Annotated in this window: 17 protein-coding genes and 1 pseudogene; 9 read left to right on the forward strand and 9 right to left on the reverse strand. The window is 70.8% G+C overall.

Going from position 1 to position 22990, the window contains the following annotated elements:
* Positions 1-226 precede the first annotated feature (226 nt).
* From hisC to cydD, 4 genes are all read left to right on the forward strand, one after another.
* Complete coding sequence (gene hisC / locus BMZ82_RS23960) at positions 227-1306, forward strand: histidinol-phosphate transaminase (protein ID WP_093779109.1); 1080 nt, start codon at positions 227-229, stop codon at positions 1304-1306.
* A 144-nt stretch (positions 1307-1450) separates the two neighbouring features.
* The gene (locus tag BMZ82_RS23965) at positions 1451-2959 is read left to right on the forward strand and encodes a cytochrome ubiquinol oxidase subunit I (RefSeq protein WP_093779111.1); all 1509 of its coding nucleotides are present in this window, start codon (positions 1451-1453) and stop codon (positions 2957-2959) included.
* A gap of 20 nt (positions 2960-2979) precedes the next feature.
* Positions 2980-3984, forward strand: a complete 1005-nt coding sequence (gene cydB / locus BMZ82_RS23970; RefSeq protein WP_093779113.1) for a cytochrome d ubiquinol oxidase subunit II — start codon at positions 2980-2982, stop codon at positions 3982-3984.
* A 93-nt stretch (positions 3985-4077) separates the two neighbouring features.
* Positions 4078-7569: a thiol reductant ABC exporter subunit CydD gene (cydD, locus tag BMZ82_RS23975; RefSeq protein ID WP_093779115.1), complete on the forward strand. Its 3492-nt coding sequence runs from the start codon at positions 4078-4080 to the stop codon at positions 7567-7569.
* A 134-nt stretch (positions 7570-7703) separates the two neighbouring features.
* Here the strand turns inward: cydD and BMZ82_RS23980 are convergent, their stop codons facing one another.
* The 4 genes from BMZ82_RS23980 to BMZ82_RS23995 all read right to left on the reverse strand — a co-directional run bounded on the left by BMZ82_RS23980 (position 7704) and on the right by BMZ82_RS23995 (position 12192).
* Positions 7704-8591, reverse strand: a complete 888-nt coding sequence (locus tag BMZ82_RS23980; RefSeq protein WP_177244632.1) for a Cof-type HAD-IIB family hydrolase — start codon at positions 8589-8591, stop codon at positions 7704-7706.
* 71 nt (positions 8592-8662) lie between these two features.
* Positions 8663-9565 carry an LLM class flavin-dependent oxidoreductase gene (locus BMZ82_RS23985; RefSeq protein WP_093779117.1) on the reverse strand — a complete coding sequence of 301 codons (903 nt, stop codon included), beginning with the start codon at positions 9563-9565 and terminating at the stop codon, positions 8663-8665.
* Positions 9566-9641: 76 nt separating this feature from the next.
* Positions 9642-10241, reverse strand: coding sequence for an RNA 2'-phosphotransferase (locus BMZ82_RS23990; RefSeq protein WP_093779119.1), 600 nt, complete (start codon positions 10239-10241; stop codon positions 9642-9644).
* A 121-nt stretch (positions 10242-10362) separates the two neighbouring features.
* The gene (locus BMZ82_RS23995; protein WP_093779121.1) at positions 10363-12192 is read right to left on the reverse strand and encodes an SDR family oxidoreductase; all 1830 of its coding nucleotides are present in this window, start codon (positions 12190-12192) and stop codon (positions 10363-10365) included.
* Positions 12193-12441: 249 nt separating this feature from the next.
* Between BMZ82_RS23995 and BMZ82_RS24000 the strand changes: the two genes are divergently transcribed.
* The 5 genes from BMZ82_RS24000 to BMZ82_RS24020 all read left to right on the forward strand — a co-directional run bounded on the left by BMZ82_RS24000 (position 12442) and on the right by BMZ82_RS24020 (position 16341).
* A complete protein-coding gene (locus BMZ82_RS24000) occupies positions 12442-13443 on the forward strand; it encodes an ABC transporter ATP-binding protein (RefSeq protein WP_093779153.1) in 1002 nt (333 codons plus the stop codon).
* Positions 13433-14338: a hypothetical protein gene (locus BMZ82_RS24005; RefSeq protein WP_093779123.1), complete on the forward strand. Its 906-nt coding sequence runs from the start codon at positions 13433-13435 to the stop codon at positions 14336-14338. The genes BMZ82_RS24000 and BMZ82_RS24005 overlap by 11 nt, the downstream gene beginning before the upstream one ends.
* The gene (locus BMZ82_RS24010) at positions 14335-15246 is read left to right on the forward strand and encodes an ABC transporter ATP-binding protein (RefSeq protein WP_093779125.1); all 912 of its coding nucleotides are present in this window, start codon (positions 14335-14337) and stop codon (positions 15244-15246) included. The genes BMZ82_RS24005 and BMZ82_RS24010 overlap by 4 nt, the downstream gene beginning before the upstream one ends.
* A 10-nt stretch (positions 15247-15256) precedes the next feature.
* Positions 15257-15976, forward strand: coding sequence for an ABC transporter permease (locus tag BMZ82_RS24015; protein WP_093779127.1), 720 nt, complete (start codon positions 15257-15259; stop codon positions 15974-15976).
* Positions 15977-16080: 104 nt separating this feature from the next.
* Positions 16081-16341 (forward strand): SGM_3592 family protein, encoded by a 261-nt coding sequence (locus tag BMZ82_RS24020; protein WP_093779129.1) that lies wholly within the window; start codon positions 16081-16083, stop codon positions 16339-16341.
* Between the two features lie 646 nt (positions 16342-16987).
* Here the strand turns inward: BMZ82_RS24020 and BMZ82_RS24025 are convergent.
* The 5 genes and pseudogenes from BMZ82_RS24025 to BMZ82_RS24045 form a co-directional block, all read right to left on the reverse strand.
* Positions 16988-17791, reverse strand: coding sequence for an HAD family hydrolase (locus BMZ82_RS24025; protein ID WP_093779131.1), 804 nt, complete (start codon positions 17789-17791; stop codon positions 16988-16990).
* Positions 17788-19065 carry a serine--tRNA ligase gene (gene serS, locus BMZ82_RS24030; protein ID WP_093779133.1) on the reverse strand — a complete coding sequence of 426 codons (1278 nt, stop codon included), beginning with the start codon at positions 19063-19065 and terminating at the stop codon, positions 17788-17790. Before serS ends, BMZ82_RS24025 begins: the two co-directional genes overlap by 4 nt.
* 571 nt (positions 19066-19636) lie before the next feature.
* Positions 19637-20569, reverse strand: coding sequence for a prephenate dehydratase (gene pheA / locus BMZ82_RS24035; protein WP_093779135.1), 933 nt, complete (start codon positions 20567-20569; stop codon positions 19637-19639).
* A gap of 222 nt (positions 20570-20791) precedes the next feature.
* Positions 20792-22108: an iron uptake transporter deferrochelatase/peroxidase subunit gene (efeB, locus tag BMZ82_RS24040; protein ID WP_093779137.1), complete on the reverse strand. Its 1317-nt coding sequence runs from the start codon at positions 22106-22108 to the stop codon at positions 20792-20794.
* Between the two features lie 8 nt (positions 22109-22116).
* A pseudogene (locus BMZ82_RS24045) lies at positions 22117-22990 on the reverse strand (hypothetical protein); the annotation flags it as partial.

Raw genomic sequence — 22990 nt, forward strand, 5'->3', positions numbered from 1 at the left:
CGCATAGATATATGCACAGCGCGCCCCCTGATGAGTACGCCTTCATGCGGCTTCGTCCTCAGAAGTCGCGGAGGTCCCTCCGGCCGCTTCCGGAGGCCGTCCCTCCGACCGGTCGTCCGGTCCCTCCGTTTCGTACGGAGGTCCCTCCCTCACCTGTACGCACCCGCGCCGAATCCTCATAAGGTGAGCAGTATTGAAGCCGGTGGTGGTCATGAGGAGGACTGCGGTGAGCGAGACGAGCCCCAAGCTGCGCGCCGAGCTGGAGGGGATCCCCACCTACAAGCCGGGCAGGCCGGCCGCGTCCGGTGGTCCCGTGGCCTACAAGCTGTCCTCCAACGAGAACCCCTATCCGCCGCTGCCGGGCGTGATGGAGTCCGTGACGGCCGCGGCCGCCTCCTTCAACCGCTACCCGGACCTGGCCTGCACGGGGCTGGTGAACGAGCTCTCCGAGCGCTTCGGGGTCCCCGCCGCGCACGTGGCCACGGGCACCGGTTCGGTCGGCGTCGCCCAGCAGCTCGTCCAGGCGACCGCGGGCCCCGGCGACGAGGTGATCTACGCCTGGCGGTCGTTCGAGGCGTACCCGATCATCACGCGGATCAGCGGCGCGCAGCCGGTGCAGGTGCCGCTGACGCCGGGGGACGTGCACGACCTGGACGCGATGGCCGACGCGATCACCGACCGGACCCGGTTGATCTTCGTCTGCAACCCCAACAACCCCACGGGCACCGTCGTGAAGCGGGCCGAGCTGGAACGGTTCCTCGACCGGGTGCCGGGTGACGTGCTGGTCGTGCTCGACGAGGCCTACCGGGAGTTCATCCGCGACCCCGAGGTGCCGGACGGCGTGGAGCTGTACCGGAAGCGGCCCAACGTGTGTGTGCTGCGGACCTTCTCCAAGGCGTACGGCCTCGCCGGGCTGCGTGTCGGCTTCGCGATCGCCCACGAGCCGGTGGCGGAGGCGCTGCGCAAGACGGCGGTGCCGTTCGGCGTGAGTCAGCTCGCGCAGGAGGCCGCGGTCGCCTCGCTGCGCGCCGAGGACGCGCTGCTCGGCCGGGTCGGCTCGCTGGTGTGCGAGCGGCTGCGCGTGGTCGAGGGGCTGCGCGGTCAGGGCTGGACGGTGCCCGAGACGCAGGCCAACTTCGTGTGGCTGCGGCTGGGCGAGCACACGGTGGCCTTCGCGGCGGCGTGCGAGCAGGCCGGCGTCGTGGTGCGGCCGTTCCCGGGCGAGGGCGTGCGGGTGACGATCGGCGAGAACGAGGCGAACGACATCTTCCTGAAGGCGGCGGAAGGGTTCCGCAAGGAGCTGTAGGCGCTGCAAGGGCTACAGGGGGGTTTCCGCGGGTAAGCGGGACCCCCCTTCGCTTGTCGAAAATCGGTGCGTCATACTAGCTTGTGAATGTGAACGCTTTCACAAGCGTTGATCCACAAGCCTGTGAGGTTAAGGAGTGACGACGTGGACCTGGCTTTGGCGCCGGAGACACTGGCGCGCTGGCAGTTCGGCATCACCACCGTCTACCACTTCCTCTTCGTCCCCCTGACGATCTCCCTCGCGGCTCTCACCGCCGGGTTGCAGACCGCCTGGGTGCGCACGGAGAACGAGAAGTACCTCAGGGCGACGAAGTTCTGGGGCAAGCTCTTCCTGATCAACATCGCGATGGGGGTCGTCACCGGCATCGTGCAGGAGTTCCAGTTCGGCATGAACTGGTCCGACTACTCGCGCTTCGTCGGCGACGTCTTCGGCGCCCCGCTCGCCTTCGAGGCCCTGATCGCCTTCTTCTTCGAGTCGACCTTCATCGGCCTGTGGATCTTCGGCTGGGACAAGCTGCCGAAGAAGATCCACCTGGCCTGCATCTGGATGGTCTCGATCGGGACGATCCTGTCGGCGTACTTCATCCTCGCGGCCAACTCGTGGATGCAGCACCCGGTCGGCTACCGGATCAACAAGGCGAAGGGGCGGGCCGAACTCACCGACATCTGGGCCGTGCTGACCCAGAACACCACGCTCAGCCAGGTCTTCCACACCATGTCCGCGGCCTTCCTCACCGGCGGCGCCTTCATGGTCGGCATCGCCGCCTTCCACCTGTACCGCAAGAAGCACATCCCGGTGATGAAGACCTCGCTGCGGCTGGGCCTGGTCACCGTGGTCGTCGCCGGTCTGCTCACCGCCGTCAGCGGTGACGTCCTCGGCAAGGTCATGTTCAAGCAGCAGCCGATGAAGATGGCCGCCGCCGAGGCGCTGTGGGACGGCGAAGCGCCCGCGCCCTTCTCGGTCTTCGCCTACGGCGACGTCGAGAAGGGGCACAACAAGGTCGCCATCGAGATCCCGGGCCTGCTGTCCTTCCTCGCGAACGACGACTTCGACTCGTACGTCCCCGGCATCAACGACGTGAACAAGTCCGAGCAGGAGAAGTTCGGGCCCGGGGACTACCGGCCCAACATCCCCGTCGCCTACTGGGGTTTCCGCTGGATGATCGGCTTCGGCATGTCGTCCTTCACCATCGGCCTGGCCGGACTCTGGCTCACCCGCAAGAAGTTCCTGCTGGCACAGCATCTGAGGGTCGGCGAGGACGAGGTTCCGCACGTGGTGCTCTTCAGGAACAAGGCGCTCAACCCCAAGCTCACCCGGCTCTACTGGCTGGTGGCGATCTGGACCCTGGGCTTCCCGCTGATCGCCAACTCCTGGGGCTGGATCTTCACCGAGATGGGCCGCCAGCCCTGGGTCGTCTACGGCGTCCTGCAGACCCGCGACGCGGTCTCGCCCGGGGTCTCCCAGGGCGAGATCATCACCTCGATGATCGTCTTCACCGCGCTGTACGCGGTCCTCGCCGTCGTCGAGGTCAAGCTGCTGGCGAAGTACGTGAAGGCCGGCCCGCCCGAGCTCACCGAAGCCGACCTCAACCCGCCCACGAAGATCGGCGGCGACTCCCGTGACGCCGACAAGCCGATGGCCTTCTCCTACTAGGCCGAGGGAGCTGCACAGTCATGGAACTGCACGACGTCTGGTTCGTCCTGATCGCCGTCCTGTGGACCGGCTACTTCTTCCTGGAGGGCTTCGACTTCGGAGTCGGCATCCTCACCAAGCTGCTCGCCCGCGACCGGCCCGAGCGGCGGGTGCTCATCAACACCATCGGGCCCGTCTGGGACGGCAACGAGGTGTGGCTGCTCACCGCGGCCGGCGCGACCTTCGCCGCCTTCCCCGAGTGGTACGCCACGCTCTTCTCCGGCTTCTACCTGCCCCTGCTGCTCATCCTGGTCTGCCTGATCGTCCGGGGCGTCGCCTTCGAGTACCGGGCGAAGCGGCCCGAGGAGAACTGGCAGCGCAACTGGGAGACCGCGATCTTCTGGACCTCGCTCCTCCCCGCGTTCCTGTGGGGCGTCGCCTTCGGCAACATCGTGGGAGGCGTCAAGATCGACCGGGACTTCGAGTACGTGGGCAACACCTGGGACCTGCTCAACCCGTACGCGCTGCTCGGCGGTCTCGTGACGCTGACGCTGTTCACCTTCCACGGTGCGGTGTTCACGGCCCTCAAGACCGTCGGCGACATCCGGGAGCGGGCGCGGAAACTGGCGCTGAAGGTGGGGCTCGCGACCGCCGTCCTGGCGCTGGCCTTCCTGTCCTGGACGCAGGTCGACAGCGGTGACGCCAAGAGCCTGGTCGCGCTGGTCGTGGCGGTCGCAGCCCTGGTCGCGGCGCTCGTGGCGAACCAGGCGGGGCGTGAGGGCTGGTCGTTCGCCTTCTCCGGCGTCACCATCGTGGCCGCCGTGGCGATGCTCTTCCTGGCGCTCTTTCCGAACGTCATGCCCTCCACGCTCAACGCGGACTGGAGCCTCACGGTGACCAACGCCTCGTCGAGCCCGTACACCCTGAGGATCATGACCTGGTGTGCGGGGATCGCCGCACCGATCGTGGTGCTCTACCAGGGCTGGACGTACTGGGTGTTCCGCAAGCGGATCGGTACGCAGCACATCGCCGAGGCTGCGCACTGAGTCCGAGGTGGGGCATGTTTCACGTGAAACACGCCCCTTGAGGAGAGAGCCTGTTTCCCGTGAAACAGGCTCTTCGAGAAGAGGGTGTTTCACGTGAAACCGATCGACCCGCGTCTGCTCCGGTACGCCCGCGCCACCCGCGTCTTCCTGGTGGCGGTCGTCGGTCTGGGTGCCGTCGGAGCGGCGCTGGTCATCGCACAGGCGATGCTGATCGCCGAGGTGGTGGTCGGCGCCTTCCAGCACGGCATGGCGGTCGCCGAACTGCGCACTCCCCTGCTGCTGTTGGTGGCCGTCGCGATCGGCCGTGGGCTTGTCTCCTGGCTCACCGAGCTTGCCGCGCACCGCGCGAGCGCCGCTGTGAAGTCGGAGTTGCGCGGGCGGTTGCTGGAACGGGCCACCGTGCTGGGGCCCGGCTGGCTCAGCGGGCAGCGCACCGGTTCGCTGGTCGCCCTCGCCACGCGGGGGGTGGACGCCCTCGACGACTACTTCTCGCGCTATCTGCCGCAGTTGGGACTGGCGGTGGTCGTGCCGGTCGCGGTGCTGGCGCGGATCGTGACCGAGGACTGGGTGTCCGCCGCGATCATCGTCGGCACCCTGCCGCTGATCCCGCTCTTCATGGTGCTGATCGGCTGGGCGACGCAGTCGCGGATGGACCGTCAGTGGCGGCTGCTGTCCCGGCTGTCCGGGCACTTCCTGGACGTCGTCGCGGGGCTGCCCACGCTGAAGGTGTTCGGGCGGGCCAAGGCGCAGGCCGAGTCGATCCGGAGCATCACCGGCGAGTACCGGCAGGCGACGATGCGGACGCTGCGGATCGCGTTCATCTCGTCGTTCGCGCTGGAGTTGCTGTCGACGCTGTCGGTGGCCCTGGTCGCCGTGACGATCGGCATGCGGCTCGTGCACGGCGAGATGGACCTGTACATCGGCCTGGTGATCCTCGTGCTCGCGCCCGAGGCGTATCTCCCGTTGCGGCAGGTCGGGGCGCAGTATCACGCGGCCGCCGAGGGGCTGGCGGCCGCCGAGGAGATCTTCGAGGTGCTGGAGACGCCTGCACCGGTGTCGGGCACGGTCGCGGTGACCGAGGGCGGGGTGGCCTTCGAGGGCGTGACCGTCCGCTACCCCGGCCGCTCCGCCGACGCCGTCTCGGACGTGTCGCTCACCGTCGAGCCCGGTGAGACGGTCGCGCTCGTCGGACCGAGCGGCGCGGGCAAATCGACCCTGCTGAACGCGCTGCTGGGGTTCGTGCGGCCGGCCGAGGGCCGGGTGCTGGCCGGGGGAGTCGACCTCGCGGAGGCCGACCTCGAGCAGTGGCGGTCGCGGATCGCGTGGGTGCCGCAGCGCCCGCACCTCTACGCCGGGACGATCGCCGAGAACGTACGGCTGGCGCGTCCCGACGCCGACGACGCGGCGTTGCGCGGGGCGCTGGCGGACGCGGGGGCGCTGGAGTTCGTCGACGCCCTGCCCGCCGGGGCCGGCACGGTGCTCGGTGAGGACGGGGCCGGGCTGTCCGCCGGGCAGCGACAGCGGCTCGCGCTGGCCCGGGCGTTCCTCGCGGACCGGCCCGTGCTGCTGCTGGACGAGCCGACGGCCGCGCTCGACGGGGAGACCGAGGCGGAGGTCGTGGCGGCCGTACGGCGGCTGGCGGCCGGGCGGACGGTCCTGCTGGTCGTGCACCGGCCGGCGCTGCTGGCGGTGGCGGACCGCGTGGTGCGGTTCGCCGAGCCCGAGACGCTCAGGCCTGTCGAAGCGGCGGTCAAGGACACTCCCGCCCCGCTGGAAGAGGCGGCGGCGGTGTCGTCCGTCGAGGGGGAGCCCGGGACGGGGAGCGGCGCTACCGGCGGCAGTGTGCTCGCCCGGGTCCGGGCGATGGCCGGTGCCCGGCGTGGCCGGCTCGCGCTCGCGCTGCTGCTGGGCGGTCTGGCTCTCGGCAGTGCCGTGGGGCTCATGGCCACCTCCGGATGGCTCATCTCGCGGGCCTCGCAACAGCCGCCGGTGCTCTACCTGATGGTGGCCGTGACGGCGACCCGCGCCTTCGGCATCGGGCGGGCGGTGTTCCGGTACGCGGAGCGGGTCGTGTCGCACGACGCCGTGCTGCGGATGCTGGCCGACACCCGGGTCGCCGTCTACCGGCGGCTGGAGCGGCTGGCGCCCGCGGGCCTGCGCTCGACCCGGCGCGGCGACCTGCTGACGCGGCTGGTCGCCGACGTGGACGCGCTCCAGGACTACTGGCTGCGCTGGCTGCTGCCCGCCGGTGCCGCCGTCGCCGTCTCGGCCGGGTCGGTCGCCTTCACGGCGTGGCTGCTGCCCGAGGCCGGCGCCGTGCTCGCCGGGGGGCTGCTGCTCGCGGGGGTGGGCGTCCCGCTGGTCACCGGTGCCGTGGCGCGCCGGGCCGAGCGCCGGCTCGCTCCGGCCCGAGGGGTGCTGGCCACGCACACGGCCGACCTGCTCACCGGTACCGCCGAACTGACCGTCGCGGGCGCGCTGCCCGCCCGTACCGCCGAGGTGCGCGCGGCCGATTCCGTGCTCACCCGGATCGCCTCGCGCGCCGCGACCGCCACCGCGCTGGGCGACGGACTGACCGCGCTCGTCTGCGGGCTGACCGTCTCGGCCGCCGCCCTCGTGGGTGCCCAGGCCGTCGCCGACGGGCGGCTGGGCGGCGTGATCATGGCGGTGGTCGTGCTGACCCCGCTGGCCGCCTTCGAAGCAGTCCTGGGGCTGCCGCTGGCCGTGCGGTACCGCCAGCGGGTGCGCAGGAGCGCGGAGCGGGTGTACGAGGTGCTGGACTCCCCCGAGCCGGTGCGCGAGCCGGAGCGGCCCGGCCAGGCGCCCGCGTCGCCGTTCCCGCTGGTCGTCGAGGGGCTGGCGGCCCGGCACGCCGGGCAGGACCGGGACGCGCTCGCGGGAGTCGACCTCACCCTGACGCGGGGACGCCGGATCGCCGTCGTGGGGCCCTCCGGATCCGGCAAGACCACGCTCGCGCAGGTGCTGCTGCGGTTCCTGGACGCCGACGCGGGCTCGTACACGCTCGGCGGGGTGGACGCCCGCACGCTGGACGGCGACGACGTACGGCGGCTCGTGGGGCTGTGCGCGCAGGACGCGCACCTCTTCGACAGCTCGGTCCGGGAGAACCTGCTCCTCGCGAAGAAGGGGGCGAGCGAGGAGGAGCTGCGGGACGTGCTGGCGCGAGCCCGGCTGCTGGAGTGGGCCGACGGTCTGCCCGACGGGCTCGACACGCTCGTCGGCGAGCACGGGGCCCGGCTGTCCGGAGGACAGCGGCAGCGGCTCGCGCTGGCCCGTGCGCTGCTGGCCGACTTCCCCGTCCTGGTGCTCGACGAGCCCGCCGAGCATCTGGACCTGCCGACCGCCGACGCGCTCACCCAAGACCTGCTGGCCGCCACCGAGGGCCGGACCACCCTGCTCATCACCCACCGGCTGGCCGGTCTGGACGCGGTCGACGAGGTGCTCGTGCTGGACGCGGGCCGGGTGGTCCAGCACGGTCCGTACGAGGCACTGGCCGCCCTGGAGGGCCCGTTGCGCAGGATGGCCGAGCGGGAGGAGGCCACCGAACTGCTGATCGCGGCACGGTGACGAGGGCGCGACGGGCACCGCACTGAGCCATCAGGGGCGCGATGCCCCGCCCGCCTCAGGTGGCGCGGCGCGAGGCGCAGGAGCAGTAGGGGCGCGGACTGGCCGGGCGGCTTTCAGGGCCAGGGGCTTGGGGGTTACACGCGTTCGGAGATCAGGCGCTCGATGATGACGGCGACTCCGTCCTCGTTGTTGGCGACCGTGTGTCCGGAGGCCGCCTTGAGCACGTCCGGGTGGGCGTTGCCCATCGCGTAGGACCGGCCGGCCCAGGTGAGCATCTCGACGTCGTTCGGCATGTCCCCGAACGCGACGACCTCCTCCGGCGAGATGCCGCGTTCCGCGCAGCACAGGGCGAGCGTGCTGGCCTTGGAGACGCCGGGGCCGCTGATCTCCAGCAGGGCGCTGGGGCTGGAGCGGGTGACGTCGGCGCGGTCGCCGATGGCCAGCCGGGCGAGGGTGAGGAAGGCGTCAGGGTCCATCGTGGGGTGGAAGGCGAGGATCTTCAGCACCGGCTCGCCGGCCCCGGGCGCGTCCGGCGCGAGCAGGTGCTCGGCCGGCGCGAGGGCGTCGGGGATCTCCATGTGCATCTTCGGGTACTCCGGCTCCTGGTAGAAGCCGTACGTCTGCTCGATGGCGTACATGGTCCCGGGTGCCGCGTCGCGCAGCAGCCGTACGGCGTCCAGCGCGTTCTCCCGGGCCAGCTCGCGCACCTTCACGAACCGGTGGGCGCCGGGGCCGCCGTGCAGGTCGACCACCGCCGCGCCGTTGCCGCAGATCGCCAGGCCGTGCCCGTGGACGTGGTCGCTGACGACGTCCATCCAGCGGGCCGGGCGGCCGGTGACGAAGAAGACCTCGATGCCCGCCTCCTCGGCGGCGGCGAGGGCGGCGACCGTGCGCGGGGACACCGACTTGTCGTCGCGCAGCAGAGTGCCGTCGAGATCGGTGGCGATCAACCGGGGCGGGAGGGCGGCGGCCGGGGTCTCGGGCTGTCGAGTCGCTGAGGTCACCGGGCCATTCTCGCGCATATGTCCGCACGGCCGTGCGAGAGCCCGCACACATGAGGGACGGGCCGGGCACGGATGACCTGATGCCGAGGTCAGCGCAGTTGCGCCGCGGCCCCCATGGCGATCTGCTCGAAGATCTTCTCGTCGGTGGCGAAGACGGAGTCCGGGATGGGCCAGTGGACCACGATCTCCGTGAAGCCGAGCTCCTGGTACCGGCCCGCGAAATCGACGAAGGCGTCCAGGGACTCCAGCGGACGGCCGCGGTCCGGGGTGAACCCGGTGAGCAGGATCTTGTCCAGCTCCTGCACGTCCCGCCCGCGCTCGGCACAGGCGTCGGCGAGCTTCTCGGCCTGGCCGCGAATGGCCTGAACCGACTGCTCGGGCGTGCCGTTCTCGTACAGCTTGGGGTCGCCCGTCGTCACCCACGCCTGCCCGTACCGCGCCGCGAGCCGCAGCCCGCGCGGTCCGGTCGCGGCGACCGCGAAGGGCAGCCGGGGGCGCTGGACGCAGCCGGGGATGTTGCGCGCCTCGTGCGCCGAGTAGTGGTCGCCCTCGAAGGACACGGCGTCCTCGGTGAGCAGCCGGTCCAGCAGCGGCACGAACTCGGCGAGCCGGTCGGCGCGCTCACGCGGGGTCCACGGTTCCTGGCCGAGGGCTGTGGCGTCGAAACCGGTGCCGCCCGCGCCGATCCCCAGGGTCACCCGGCCGCCGGAGATGTCGTCCAGGGAGATCAGCTCCTTGGCGAGGGTGACCGGGTGCCGGAAGTTCGGCGAGGTCACCAGCGTGCCCAGCCGCAGGCGCTCGGTGGCGGTCGCGGCGGCGGTGAGCGTCGGGATCGCGCCGAACCACGGGCCGTCGCGGAAGCTGCGCCAGGAGAGGTGGTCGTAGGTGTACGCCGTGTGGAAGCCGAGCTGCTCGGCCCGTGTCCATGCGGAACGGCCGCCCTCGTTCCAACGGAGGTACGGAAGGATCACGGTGCTCAGGCGCAGACTCATGTCATCGAGCGTATGCGGGCGACCGTGTTTCACGTGAAACAGTCACCGTGCGCCGCGGGACAGCCACTGACTGAGCTCAGTGATGCTCGGGAAAACGCAGGTAGCGCGGCGGTACGGCCTTCGTCAGCCATACTCCGTTCGCGCTGACGTGGAAGACGTGACCGTCTCGGTGCATGGCCCCCGTGTCGACGGAGAGGACCACGGGACGGCCCCGGCGGGCGCCGACCCGGGTCGCGGTCTCCCGGTCGGGCGAGAGGTGCACGTCGTGCCGGTTCATGGGCCGCAGCCCCTCGGCCCGGATCGCGTCCAGTGAGCGGGCCACGGTCCCGTGGTAGAGGTACGCCGGCGGGGTCGCCGGGGGCAGTCCGAGGTCGACCTCGACGCTGTGGCCCTGGCTGGCGCGGATCCGGGTGCCGTCGATCGCGAAGCGCTTCTTGTCGTTGGCGGCGACGACGTGGTCCAGCTCGTCCCGGGTGAAGGGGAAGTGGTGCGCGGCGCACGCGGCGATCAGCTCGTCGATCTCCACCCAGCCGGCCTCGTCGAGGGTGAGGCCGATGCGCTCGGGCTGGTGCCGCAGATGCTTCGAGAGGTACTTCGACACCTTCACGGTGCGTCTCTCGTCCCCGCTCTCCCCGCTCTCCCCGCTCTTTCTGTTCTCTCTGTCGTTCTCGTCCATCCGCTCAGCATGACGGGAGAGACGTGGATCACGCATTTATTTTGTGCCGGAGGTTTGATCCACAACCAACTGTAGTTATCCACAGGCTAATTGGAGATTCTGTGGACAACTGCCCGCCGTTTCAGGAGCTTTCACCAAGATCGGGTGACGGGTCACGGCGGCTCACCGGGCTGTTCCCGGAGGGTCCCACCCGCGCCAGCGCCCTCAACGCCCTTGGCAGGAACCGCGACAGGGCATGCAAGGCCTTCGCCTCCGGAGTGACCGTGACCACCGCCTCGTCGCGCGCGACCGCCCGCAGGATCGCGTCCGCCACCTTCTCCGGCGGGTAGTTGCGCAGCCCGTACGCGCGCGTGGAGCGCTGCTGACGGCGTCGCTCCTCGTCCGCGTCCACTCCCACGAAGGTCGCCGTCGCGGTGATGCCGGTGTTGACCAGGCCGGGGCAGATCGCCGTGACCCCGATGCCCTCACCGGCCAGTTCGGCGCGCAGGCACTCGCTCAGCATCAGGACCGCCGCCTTGGAGGTGCTGTAGGCGGGCAGCACCTTGGAGGGCTGATAGGCCGCCGCCGAGGCGATGTTGACGATGTGGCCGCCCTGCCCGCGCTCCGCCATCCGCCGGCCGAAGAGACGGCACCCGTGGATCACGCCCCACAGGTTGACGTCCAGGACCCTGCGCCAGTCCTCGGGCGTCGTGTCGAAGAACGAACCCGACAGACCTATGCCCGCGTTGTTCACCAGCACGTCCACCACGCCGTAGTCGGCGTGGACCTTCGCCGCGAGCTTCTCCATCGCCTGCTCGTCGGAGACGTCCACCTCCTCCGCCCACGCCTCGGGCGCGCCGATCAGCCGGGACCTCTCGGCGGTCCGGGCCGCGCCTTCCGCGTCCCGGTCGACGGCGATCACCCGCGCGCCCGCCTCGGCGAACGCGAGCGCCGTGGCCCGCCCGATACCGCTGCCCGCCCCGGTGACCAGCACCAACTGCCCGCCGAAGCGTTCGGCGTGCCGGCCGGTGGCCTCCTGCCTCGGCCGGCCGTCCTCGACCGACGTGACGAACTCCGTGATCCAGGAGGCGAGCTGGTCGGGGCGGGTGCGCGGGACCCAGTGCCGGGCCGGCAACGTGCGCCGGGTCAACCGCGGAACCCACTGCTCCAGCTCGTCGTACAGCCGCTCCGACAGGAACCTGTCCCCCAGCGGCGTGATGAGCTGCACGGGCGCGTGGGCGTGCGCGTCCGCGCGCGGGCGGCGCAGCCGGGTCCGTACGTTGTCCCGGTACAGCCAGGCGCCGTTGGCCGCGTCCGACGGCAGCGACGCCGTCGGATAGCCGGTGTCGGGCAGCTTCTCGAGCCGCCGCAGCAGCCCGGGCCAGGCCTTGCCGAGGGGGCCGCGCCAGGCCAGTTCGGGCAGGGCGGGAGTGTGCAGCAGGTACACGTACCAGGACTTGGCGCCCTGGCCGAGGAGCTGGCCGACCCGGCGCGGAGTGGGTCTGGTGAGGCGCTTGTTGATCCAGTGGCCGAAGTGGTCCAGGGACGGCCCCGACATCGACGTGAAGGACGCGATCCTGCCCTCGGTGCGCGGCACGGTCACGAACTCCCAGGACTGCACCGAGCCCCAGTCGTGCCCCACCAGGTGCACCGGCCGGTCCGGGCTGACCGCGTCCACGACCGCCAGGAAGTCGTCCGTCAGCTTCTCCAGGGTGAACCCGCCCCGCAGCGGCTTCGGCGCGCCGGAGCGGCCGTGGCCCCGTACGTCGTACAGCACCACGTGGAAACGGTCGGCCAGCCGGGCCGCGACCTCGGACCAGACCTCCTTGCTGTCCGGGTAGCCGTGCACCAGGACGACCGTCGGCCGCCCGGGGTCTCCCAGCTCGGCCACGCACAGCTCGATCCCGCCTGTGCGCACCCAGCGCTGTTTCACGTGAAACAGCGGCTCACGCGCGCCGTCCAGCGTCGTCACTCCGCCCCGCCTCCGCGTCCGTCTCGGTTTCCGTTCGGCTTTCGATTCGGCTTTCGTTTCGGCTTCGCGCCCGAATCTGACACTCGCTAGATACACCGTCAATAGGGCGGGGCAAGCCCTCGGAGCCGGCGCCCGTAGCTCTCAGGCAGCAGAACCCCTACGGGCCCGTACACCTGAGGTCTGACGCGAAGACGGCTCTGAGGTCTGACGATTCCCGTGGCGTGCGTCACTACATTCGGGGCTGTGACTGTGATCGCGACCGAAAGCCTGAGCAAGCGGTACCCCCGGGTGACCGCGCTCGACCGGCTGTCCATGGACATCGGACCCGGTGTGACCGGACTCGTCGGTGCCAACGGCGCCGGCAAGTCCACGCTCATCAAGATCCTGCTGGGTCTCTCGCCCGCCACGGAGGGCCGGGCCGAGGTGCTCGGCCTCGACGTGGCCACCAAGGGCGCCGCCATCCGGGAGCGGGTCGGCTACATGCCGGAGCACGACTGCCTGCCGCCCGACGTCTCGGCCACCGAGTTCGTCGTGCACATGGCCCGGATGTCCGGCCTGCCGCCCACCGCCGCGCGCGAACGCACCGCGGACACCCTGCGCCACGTCGGACTGTACGAGGAGCGCTACCGCCCCATCGGCGGCTACTCCACCGGCATGAAGCAGCGCGTGAAGCTGGCCCAGGCCCTCGTCCACGACCCGCAACTGGTCTTCCTGGACGAGCCGACCAACGGCCTCGACCCGGTCGGGCGGGACGAGATGCTGGGCCTGATCCGCCGCATCCACACCGACTTCGGCATCTCGGTCCTGGTCACCTCCCACCTGCTGGGCGAACTGGAGCGCACCTGCGACCACGTCGTGGTCGTCGACGGCGGCAAGCTCCTGCGCTCCAGCTCCACCACCGACTTCACTCAGACCACGACCACCCTCGCGATCGAGGTCACCGACACCGACGAGCACCCGGACGGCACCCGCGCGGTCCGCGAGGCGCTTCACGCGCGCGGGGTGGACGTCCTGGACGGCGACGGCGGTCTGCCGGGCGCCGGCCACGTCCTGCTGCTGACCGCGCAGGGCGAGGAGACGTACGACGTCGTCCGCGACGTGGTCGCCGACCTGGGCCTCGGCCTGGTGCGCATGGAACAGCGCAGGCACCACATCTCCGAGGTCTTCACGGACAGAGAGGTCGGCAGCGACGCCGGCACCGGCGCGAGCAACGACCAGCAGCGGAAGGAGGCCGTCGGCCATGGCAGTTGAGCACCCGGTCGCCCCCTCGGGCGACCAGAGCCGCATCCACAACATCGGCTACCGCAGCTACGACGGCCCCCGCCTGGGCCGCGCGTACGCCCGCCGGTCCCTCTACTCGCAGTCCCTGCGCGGCGCGTACGGCCTCGGCCGCTCGGTGAAGTCCAAGGTGCTGCCGATGCTGCTCTTCGTGGTGATCTGCGTGCCCGCGGCCATCATGGTCGCCGTCGCCGTCGCCACGAAGGCCAAGGAACTGCCCGTCGACTACACGCGCTACGCGATCATCATGCAGGCCGTCATCAGCCTGTACGTCGCCTCGCAGGCACCCCAGTCCGTCTCGCGCGACCTGCGCTTCAAGACCGTGCCGCTGTACTTCTCGCGGCCCATCGAGACCGCGGACTACGTGCGCGCCAAGTACGCGGCGCTGGCCTCGGCGCTCTTCGTCCTCACCGCGGCACCGCTGCTGGTGCTGTACGTGGGCGCGCTGCTGGCCAAGCTCGACTTCGCCGACCAGACCAAGGGATTCGCTCAAGGACTCGTCTCCGTGGCACTGCTCTCGCTCCTCTTCGCCGGCCTCGGCCTGGTCATCGCCTCGGTGACCCCGCGGCGCGGCTTCGGCATCGCCGCCGTCATCGCCGTCCTGACCATCTCCTACGGCGCCGTCTCCACGCTCCAGGCCATTGCCGACGCGCAGGGCAGCACCGGCTCGATCCCCTGGATCGGCCTGTTCTCGCCGGTCACGCTCATCGACGGGGTGCAGTCGGCCTTCCTGGGCGCGGCCTCCGCCTTCCCGGGCGGGGTCGGTCCGACCAACGGAGAGGGCGTGGTCTACGTCCTCGTCGTCCTGGGCCTGATCGCCGCGAGCTACGGCCTCCTGATCCGCCGCTACCAGAAGGTGGGCCTGTGACCACGCTCAGCATCGACCACGTCTCCCGCTGGTTCGGCAACGTCGTCGCCGTCAACGACGTCACCATGAGCATCGGCCCCGGCGTCACCGGCCTGCTCGGCCCCAACGGCGCCGGGAAGTCCACCCTCATCAACATGATGGGCGGCTTCCTGGCCCCCTCCACCGGCACGGTCACCCTCGACGGGCAGCCGGTCTGGCGCAACGAGGCGATCTACCGGCACATCGGCATCGTCCCCGAGCGCGAGGCGATGTACGACTTCCTCACCGGCCGCGAATTCGTCGTCGCCAACGCCGAGCTGCACGGTCTCGGCGCGAAGGCGGCCCAGCAGGCGCTGGCCACGGTCGAGATGGAGTACGCGCAGGACCGGAAGATCTCCACGTACTCCAAGGGCATGCGCCAGCGCGTGAAGATGGCCAGCGCCCTGGTGCACAACCCCTCGCTGCTCCTGCTCGACGAGCCCTTCAACGGCATGGACCCCCGCCAGCGCATGCAGCTCATGGAATTGCTTCGACGCATGGGCGACGAGGGCCGCACGGTGCTGTTCTCGTCGCACATCCTCGAAGAGGTCGAACAGCTCGCCTGGCACATCGAGGTCGTCGTCGCGGGCCGGCACGCGGCCAGCGGCGACTTCCGCAAGATCCGCCGGCTGATGACCGACCGCCCGCACCGCTACCTGGTGCGTTCCAGCGACGATCGGGCGCTCGCCGCCGCGCTGATCGCCGACCCGTCGACGGCCGGCATCGACGTCGACGTCGCCGAGGGCGCGCTGCGTATCCAGGCCGTCGACTTCGGCCGCTTCACGGCCCTGCTGCCGAGGGTCGCCCGCGACCACGGCATCCGGCTGCTCACGGTCTCGCCGTCCGACGAGTCCCTCGAGTCCGTCTTCTCGTATCTCGTCGCGGCGTAGGAGGCCCCAGATGTACGACCCCACAGTCGCCCGGCTCACCTACCGGGCCCTGCTCGGCCGCCGCCGGGCCCTCATCCTCAGCGCGCTGCCCCTGCTGCTCATCGCGATCTCGGTGGTCGTGCGCGGCCTCGCCGGAGCCGACGACCAGACGGCGTCCGACCTGCTCGGCGGGCTCGCGCTGGCCACGATGGTGCCGATCATCGGCGTCATCGCCGGCACGGGCGCGATCGGCCCGGAGATCGACGACGGCTCCGTGGTGTACCTGCTGTCCAAGCCGCTGAAGCGGCCGACGATCATCTTCACCAAGCTCATCGTGGCGATCGCGGTGACGATGGTGTTCTCGGCGCTGCCCACGCTCATCGCCGGTTTCATCCTCAACGGCAACGGCCAGCAGATCGCCGTCGCCTACACGGTGGCCGCGCTGGTCTCCTCCATCGCCTACGCCGCCGTCTTCCTGCTGCTGGGCACGGTGTCGCGGCACGCGGTGGTCTTCGGCCTCGTCTACGCCCTCGTCTGGGAGGCCCTGTTCGGCTCCCTGGTGCCGGGTGCGCGCACGCTCAGCATCCAGCAGTGGTCGCTGGCCGTCGCCCACAAGGTGGCCGGCGGGGACCTCGTCACCTCGGACGTCGGGCTGACGACGGCGACGGTGCTGCTGGTCGTGGTGACCGTACTGGCCACCTGGTACGCGGGACAGAAGCTGCGGACGCTGAAGCTGGCGGGCGAGGAGTGAGGGGCCCTGCCGGGTGGGGCGGTCGGTCTTGAGGTCTTGACGGTGGCTTCACCCGGGGCTCGGCACACTGGGCGAAGCGGGCGGAAACGGCTGGGAGGACGGGGATGGCGGACGACACTCCGGTGAGCGGCGGTCGTGGGCGGTCCGAGGGCGAGGTCTGGGACGACCTCGACCACGACCTCGAACTCGTCCTGGACGAGGACTTCATACGGGCTGCCGAGACGTCCGAACCGTCCGCCCGGGCCCGGATGCTCGCCGCGCGCTGGCGCACGGAGAAGCCCGAGCCGCAGCCGTGGCGCTCCGACGATCCGCCCGCGGGCTGGTTCTTCAGCAAGGCGCGGCGCCGCTGGTGGCGCCGCCGGTAGTCCCGGTTCGTCCGGCCGGTTTATTCGTTGGCGTCCAACTCGGCTGCCGGGCACAGTGGTTGTACCGCAGCGCCGGAGGGGGTCCGGCGCCGCCGACCGGGAAAGGAGCGGGACGATGCCCACGCACGGCAGTACGTCCAGCTCCCTTCAGGGCAGCCGGGGGCGGGTTCCGGAGTAGTTACTCCTCCGTCGACCTGCCCCACACAGGGGAGCTGCCCGGGGCGGCCGCTTCGAGCACGCGATGTCGCTCTCGCGTGGGCCGCCCACCCGGAGGGGCGTTGTCACTGGGACTGGGACTGGGCCGGGTGGGGGTGGGGGTGCTTGTGGGGGTGGGTGTGTGCGGGTGCATCGTGGCTGGTCGCGCGGTTCCCCGCGCCCCTGATCGCCTGCGGCGATCGGGGCCCAGACGCGCCCGGCCCACCTGCGCCCGCCCGCCTGCGCCTGGACCACATGCGTCCGGCCCACATGCGCCTGGTCCACCTGTGCCCGGCCCGCCTGTGCCTGGCCTGCGGCTGCCTTTGCTGGCGTCCGGCCCGGCATGCGCCCGGTGCGCCCGCCCGGCCCTGCGCCTGGTCCACCTGAGCCCGGCCCGGCATGCGGCTGCCTCTGCTGGTGCCTGGCCCGGTAGCTACCGGGCCAGTAGGCGCTAGCCCAGTAGGCGTTCCAGTGTTGCTGCGACGCCGTCTGTGTCGTTTGAGGTGGTTTGTTCGTTTGCCAGGGCTTTTAGTTGGGGGTGGGCGTTGGCCATGGCTACGCCGTGGGCGGACCAGGTGAACATAGGGATGTCGTTGGGCATGTCGCCGAAGGCGATCGTGTCGGCGGGCTTCAGGCCCAGGCGGCGGGCGGCCAGGGAGAGGCCCGTGGCCTTGGAGAGGCCGAGGGGGAGCAGCTCCACGATGCCCTCGCCGGCCATCGCGACACCGACGAAGCCGCCCGCGGCCTCCTGCGCGGCCTCGGCCAGCGCGTCGTCCGACAGCGTCGGATGCTGTATGTAGATCTTGTTCAGCGGCGCGGACCAGAGGTCGGACGCGTCCGTGAACGGCGTCGCCGGGAGGGTGCCGGTGACCGCGTAACCGGGGCCGACCAGCACGTCTCCGTCCAGGCCGTCGCGGCTCGCCGCGAGGTACAGCGGGCCGACCTCCGCCTCGATCTTGGCCAGCGCCACGCCGGCCAGTTGCCGGTCCAGCGTCACCGACGTCAGCAGGCGGTGCTCGCCGGCGTCGTAGACCTGGGCGCCCTGGCCGCAGACCGCGAGGCCCCGGTAGCCGAGGTCGTCGAGGATGTACTTGGTCCAGGGGACCGCGCGGCCCGTGACCACGATGTGCGCGGCGCCCGCCGCGGTGGCCGCGGCGAGGGCGTCACGGGTGCGCTGCGAGACCGACCCGTCGGAGCGCAGCAGCGTCCCGTCGAGGTCGGTCGCGATCAGGCGGTAGGGGAAGCCAGCGGTCACCTGGCCACCGGCTCCAGGACCTCCCGGCCGCCGAGGTACGGGCGCAGCACCTCGGGCACGTACACGGAACCGTCGGCCTGCTGGTGGTTCTCGAGGATGGCGACGATCGTGCGCGGGACGGCGCACAGCGTGCCGTTCAGCGTGGCCAGCGGGCGGACCTGCTTGCCCTCGCGGACGCGGATCGACAGGCGCCGGGACTGGTACTCGGTGCAGTCCGACGTCGAGGTCAGCTCGCGGTACTTGCCCTGGGTGGGGATCCAGGCCTCGCAGTCGTACTTGCGGGCGGCCGACGAGCCGAGGTCACCGGAGGCGACGTCGATGACGCGGAACGGCAGCTCCAGCGACGTCAGCCACTGCTTCTCCCAGGCCAGCAGGCGCTGGTGCTCGGCCTGCGAGTCCTCGGGCGTGACGTACGAGAACATCTCGACCTTGTCGAACTGGTGGACGCGGAAGATGCCCTTCGTGTCCTTGCCGTGCGAGCCGGCCTCGCGGCGGAAGCAGGGCGAGAAGCCCGCGTAGCGCAGCGGGAGCTTGTCCGCGTCGATGATCTCGTCCATGTGGTACGCGGCGAGGGGGACCTCGGAGGTGCCGACGAGGTAGAGGTCGTCCTTGTCGAGGTGGTAGACGTCCTGCGCGGCCTGGCCGAGGAAGCCGGTGCCCGCCATGGACTGCGGGCGGACCAGCGCCGGGGTCAGCATCGGCGTGAAGCCGGCGGCCGTGGCCTGCGCGATCGCCGCGTTGACGAGGGCCAGTTCCAGCAGGGCGCCGACGCCGGTGAGGAAGTAGAAGCGGGAGCCGGAGACCTTCGCGCCGCGCTCGACGTCGATCGCGCCGAGGATCTGGCCGAGCTCCAGGTGGTCCTTGGGCTCGAAGCCCTCGGCGCCGAAGTCGCGGATCTCGCCGTGCGTCTCGAGGGTGACGAAGTCCTCCTCGCCGCCCACGGGCACGTCGGGGTGCACGAGGTTGCCGAGCTTCTGCAGAAGCTCCTGGGTCTCGGTGTCGGCGGCGTCGCGCTCGGCGTCGGCCACCTTGACGTCGGCGGCGAGCTGGCTCGCCTGCTTCAGCAGCTCGGCCTTCTCGTCAGGGGAAGCCTTGGGGATGAGCTTGCCGAGCGACCTCTGCTCGGAGCGCAGCTCGTCGAAGCGGACGCCGGACGACCTGCGCCGCTCGTCGGCGGACAGGAGAGCGTCGACGAGCGCGACGTCCTCTCCACGGGCGCGCTGAGACGCGCGCACACGGTCGGGGTCCTCACGGAGCAGGCGAAGGTCAATCACATGGCCAAGGCTACCCGTGCGGGGTTGCGGCTCACGACTCACATTCCGATCGCCATTCTGATCGCCATTCCGAATGACGGGCGGAGTCCTGATTCGTGGCTTACAGTCCGTTATGGGGTAATTGCCGGTCACGTCAAGGGAAACTGTCCCACTCCCTGGGACGGGGCATGTGGCAGGCGTCTCGTTGACTCGATTTCCTTGTGCGGGAGGGGACTTGGGGGCGGCGTTGTCCACAGGTGTCCACACCCCCGGAATAGTTATCCACAGGGTGTGCGAAAGATCTGTGGACATGGGAATTGATCATTCCGAGGTCCCATTGCATGCCGTGAATTCCTTGCCCGAACCCGGCCCGCGACCACTTTCGGGTGGAAATAGGTCGCCCTAAAGGATTGATCGAAGGAAACAGGTGGACGAAGGGTGACGCGCAGGTTGCGAGTCGCCCCGAGGGGGTCCAGGCCGATTTGTCGACCGAACGGCACTTCGTTGTCGACTTGTCCCCAGGTCGAGAAGCCGCCCTGTGGATAACTTCTGTGGATAACGAAGATATGCAGGTAGGACCGGCTGGAAGCGACTAGAAGCGGCCGTCCTGGCAGCGCGCCACCCAGTCCGACGCCGCCACGAACTCCCCGTCCGAGGTCCCGGGCAGCGGAGACGGCACGTCCGCCGGGCTCACCTCCGCACGCGGATACGAGCCCAGGAAACGCACCTCGCGGCAGATCCGCTTCAGCCCCATGAGCGCCTCGGCCATCCGGCGGTCCGAGATATGCCCCTCGGCGTCGATGCAGAAGCAGTAGTTGCCGATACCGGCGCCGGTCGGCCGGGACTGCAGCAGCATGAGGTTGACGCCCCGGGTGGCGAATTCGCCCAGCAGGTCGCGCAGGCCGCCGGGATGGTCGTCGCGCGGCCACAGCACGACGGACGTCTTGTCCGCGCGGGTCGGCGCCGCGGGCCGGGCGGGCCGGCCCACCAGCACGAACCGGGTCTGCGCGTTCTCGGCGTCGTGGATCCCGGTCTCCAGGGCCGTCAGGCCGTAGCGGGCGGCGGCGAACTCGCCCGCGAAGGCGGCGTCGTAACGCCCCTCCTGGACCAGTCGGGCGGCGTCCGCGTTCGAGGCGGCCGACTCCCAGAGGGCGTCCGGGAGGTTCGCCTTCAGCCAGTTGCGCACCTGCGGCTGCGCGGCCGGATGCGCGGACACCGTCTTGATGTCCGTCATCTTCGTGCCGGGCCGGACCAGCAGCGCGAAGGTGATCGACAGCAGCACCTCGCGGTAGATCGTCAGCGGCGCGCCTGCCACCAGCTCGTCCAGCGTCGTGGTGATGCCGCCCTCGACGGAGTTCTCGATGGGCACGAACGCGGCCTCGGCCTCGCCGGTGCGCACCGCGTCGAGCGCGGACTGCACCGACACGTACGGGATGAGCTGCCGGGTGGCCGCCTCCGGAAGGGTGCGCAGGGCGACCTCCGTGAAGGTGCCCTCGGGGCCGAGATAGGCATAGCTGGCTGGCATGACCTCACCCTAATGGCCCTTGCCGAGCCGGGGCCCATGTATCTCCCTGACAGCCCCTCACAGGAATGAATCCGCGCGACAAGGCGTAACCTCGCGCGTCACCCCACCTTTCGCCCCACGTTTCACCGGACCTTTCACCGGACCTTTCACCGGACCTTTCACCGGACCTTTCGCCTGCCTCTGACCCCAGCCTTTGCCTCGGGCTTCGCCTCGCCTTTCACCTCACGCTTCCAGCAGTCGCTGGCCCACGTACTCCCCCTCGGCCGCGCCGCCCGGCACCGCGAACAGGCCGCTCGACTCGTGGCGGATGTACGTCGACAGGGCGTCGCCGCGGTCGAGCTTGCGCTGCACGGTGACGAAGCCGCGCAGCGGGTCCGCCTGCCAGCAGACGAAGAGCAGGCCCGCGTCCGGGGTGCCGTCGGCGTCGATGCCGTCGTGGTAGGAGAAGGGCCGCCGCAGCATGGCCGCGCCGCCGTTCTCGTCGGGGCGGGTGATGCGGGCGTGCGCGTTGAGCGGGACGACCAGATCGCCGTTCGCGTCGGTCTTCTCCAGGTCCATCGGGGTCGTCTCGGTGCCGCCCGTCAGCGGTGCCCCGTCGGCCTTTTTCCGTCCGATGACCTGCTCCTGCGCCGCGTGCGACAGCTTCTCCCAGTCGTCGAGGAGCATGCGGATACGGCGTACGACGGCGTAGGAGCCGTTCGCCATCCACGCCGGGTCCTTGGCGCCGGTCGCCGGGACGAAGATGCGCTCGTCGAAGTCGGACTCGGTCGGCTTGGGATTGCGGGTGCCGTCCAACTGGCCCATCAGGTTGCGGGCCGTCATGGGGTGGGCGGTGGCGCCCGGTGTCCGGTTGAAGCCGTTCATCTGCCAGCGGACCTTCGCCGCGCTGCCCGCGTCCTTCTGGATCGCGCGCAGGGCGTGGAAGGCCACCAGGGCGTCGTTCGCGCCGATCTGCACCCACAGGTCGCCGTTGCTGCGGGCCTTGTCGAGGTGGTCGGAGGAGAAGTCGGGGAGCGGGTCCAGGGCGACCGGGCGCTGCTTCTCCAGACCGGTGCGGGCGAAGAAGCTGTTGCCGAAGCCGAAGGTGACCGTCAGCGAGGAGGGGCCGGCGTCCCGCGCCACGTCCGTGTCGCCGTCCTTCGCGGCCTCGCCCGCCATCAGCCGCCGGGCCGTCTCCGACCAGCGGCGCAGCAGTACGGCGGCCTCCTTGCGGCCCGCGCCGGCCGCGAGGTCGAAGGCGATCAGGTGACCGCGCGCCTGGAGGCCCTGGGTGATGCCGGGCTGGTGTTTCACGTGAAACATCACCTCCTCGGTTCCGATCGAGGAGAGCGGCGTCGCCTGCGAGGGCGCGGCCGCATAGCCCACGGCACCGCCGGCCGCACCGAGGACGAGCCCGGTGGTGCCGGCGGTGCCGAGCAGCCGGCGGCGCGTCAGACCCTTGGGGGAGGGGGTTTCCGACGAGGTCTCGGAGGGGGTTTCCGAGGGGGTGCCCTCGTCGTCCACGGGGGTGCGGGTCTGCGGTTTGGACTGGTCGGGCATGGTGCGGTTCAGCCGATCTGCGCGTTCTTGGAGACGGTCACCTGGTCGATGTCGGAGGTCCGGACCGTCACGGCGATCTTCCATTCGCCGGCCAGCGGGATCTGCACTCCGGTCGCCGCCCAGTGGCCGGTGGTGATGCGGTCGGGGGTGACGGGCAGCGGGCCGATGCTCTTGGCTTCGAGGGTGAAGGCGACCTTGACCTCGGGTACGTCGAAGGCGCGGCCGTTGGGCCGGGTCACGTAGATGTGCATCTCGTTGGCACCGGCACGCGCGGGGTCGAGGTCGACGCTGACCACGCCCTTGCCGTCGGTGCCGCCGGTGTCGAACGACATGTCCAGCGTCAGGGCCCCCGAGGTGGAGTCCGCGGCGGAGGACGAGGCAGAGGACGCGGAGGACTTGTTGGCCTTGGCGGCGTCCTGCTCCGTGCGGCCGGGTTCGGTCGACGTCAGGACGGTGGTGACGGCGAGCAGGACGACGGCGACGCCGGCCTCGGCGAGGACCGAGCGGCGCAGGCCGAAGCGGCCCGGGTCGGAGTCCCGCAGCCGCTTCTGCCGGGTGGCGTCGACGGCGGCCTGCTGCCGGGCGAGCTGCGCGGCCCGATTCTTGCCCCCGGAGCTCTTGCCCCCGGAGCTCTTGCCCCCGGAGCTCTTGCCCCCGGAGCTCTTGCCCCCGGAGCTCTTGCCCCCGGAGCCGGAGCCGGAGTCGGCGGCGTTGGAACCGCTCTCGGTGTCGCCGGAGGCTGCCGTGCCGGCGTCGCTGGTCCCGGTCGCCGCTGCCGCCCCTGCCGTGACGCGCTCCTTCTCGGGCGCGGCCTCGGAAGCCGTCTTGGACACCGTCTCGGACGTCGCCTTGGACACCGTCTCGGACGTCGCCTCGGACGCC

It is taken from the genome of Streptomyces sp. yr375 (assembly GCF_900110755.1).
GTDB lineage: Bacteria > Actinomycetota > Actinomycetes > Streptomycetales > Streptomycetaceae > Streptomyces.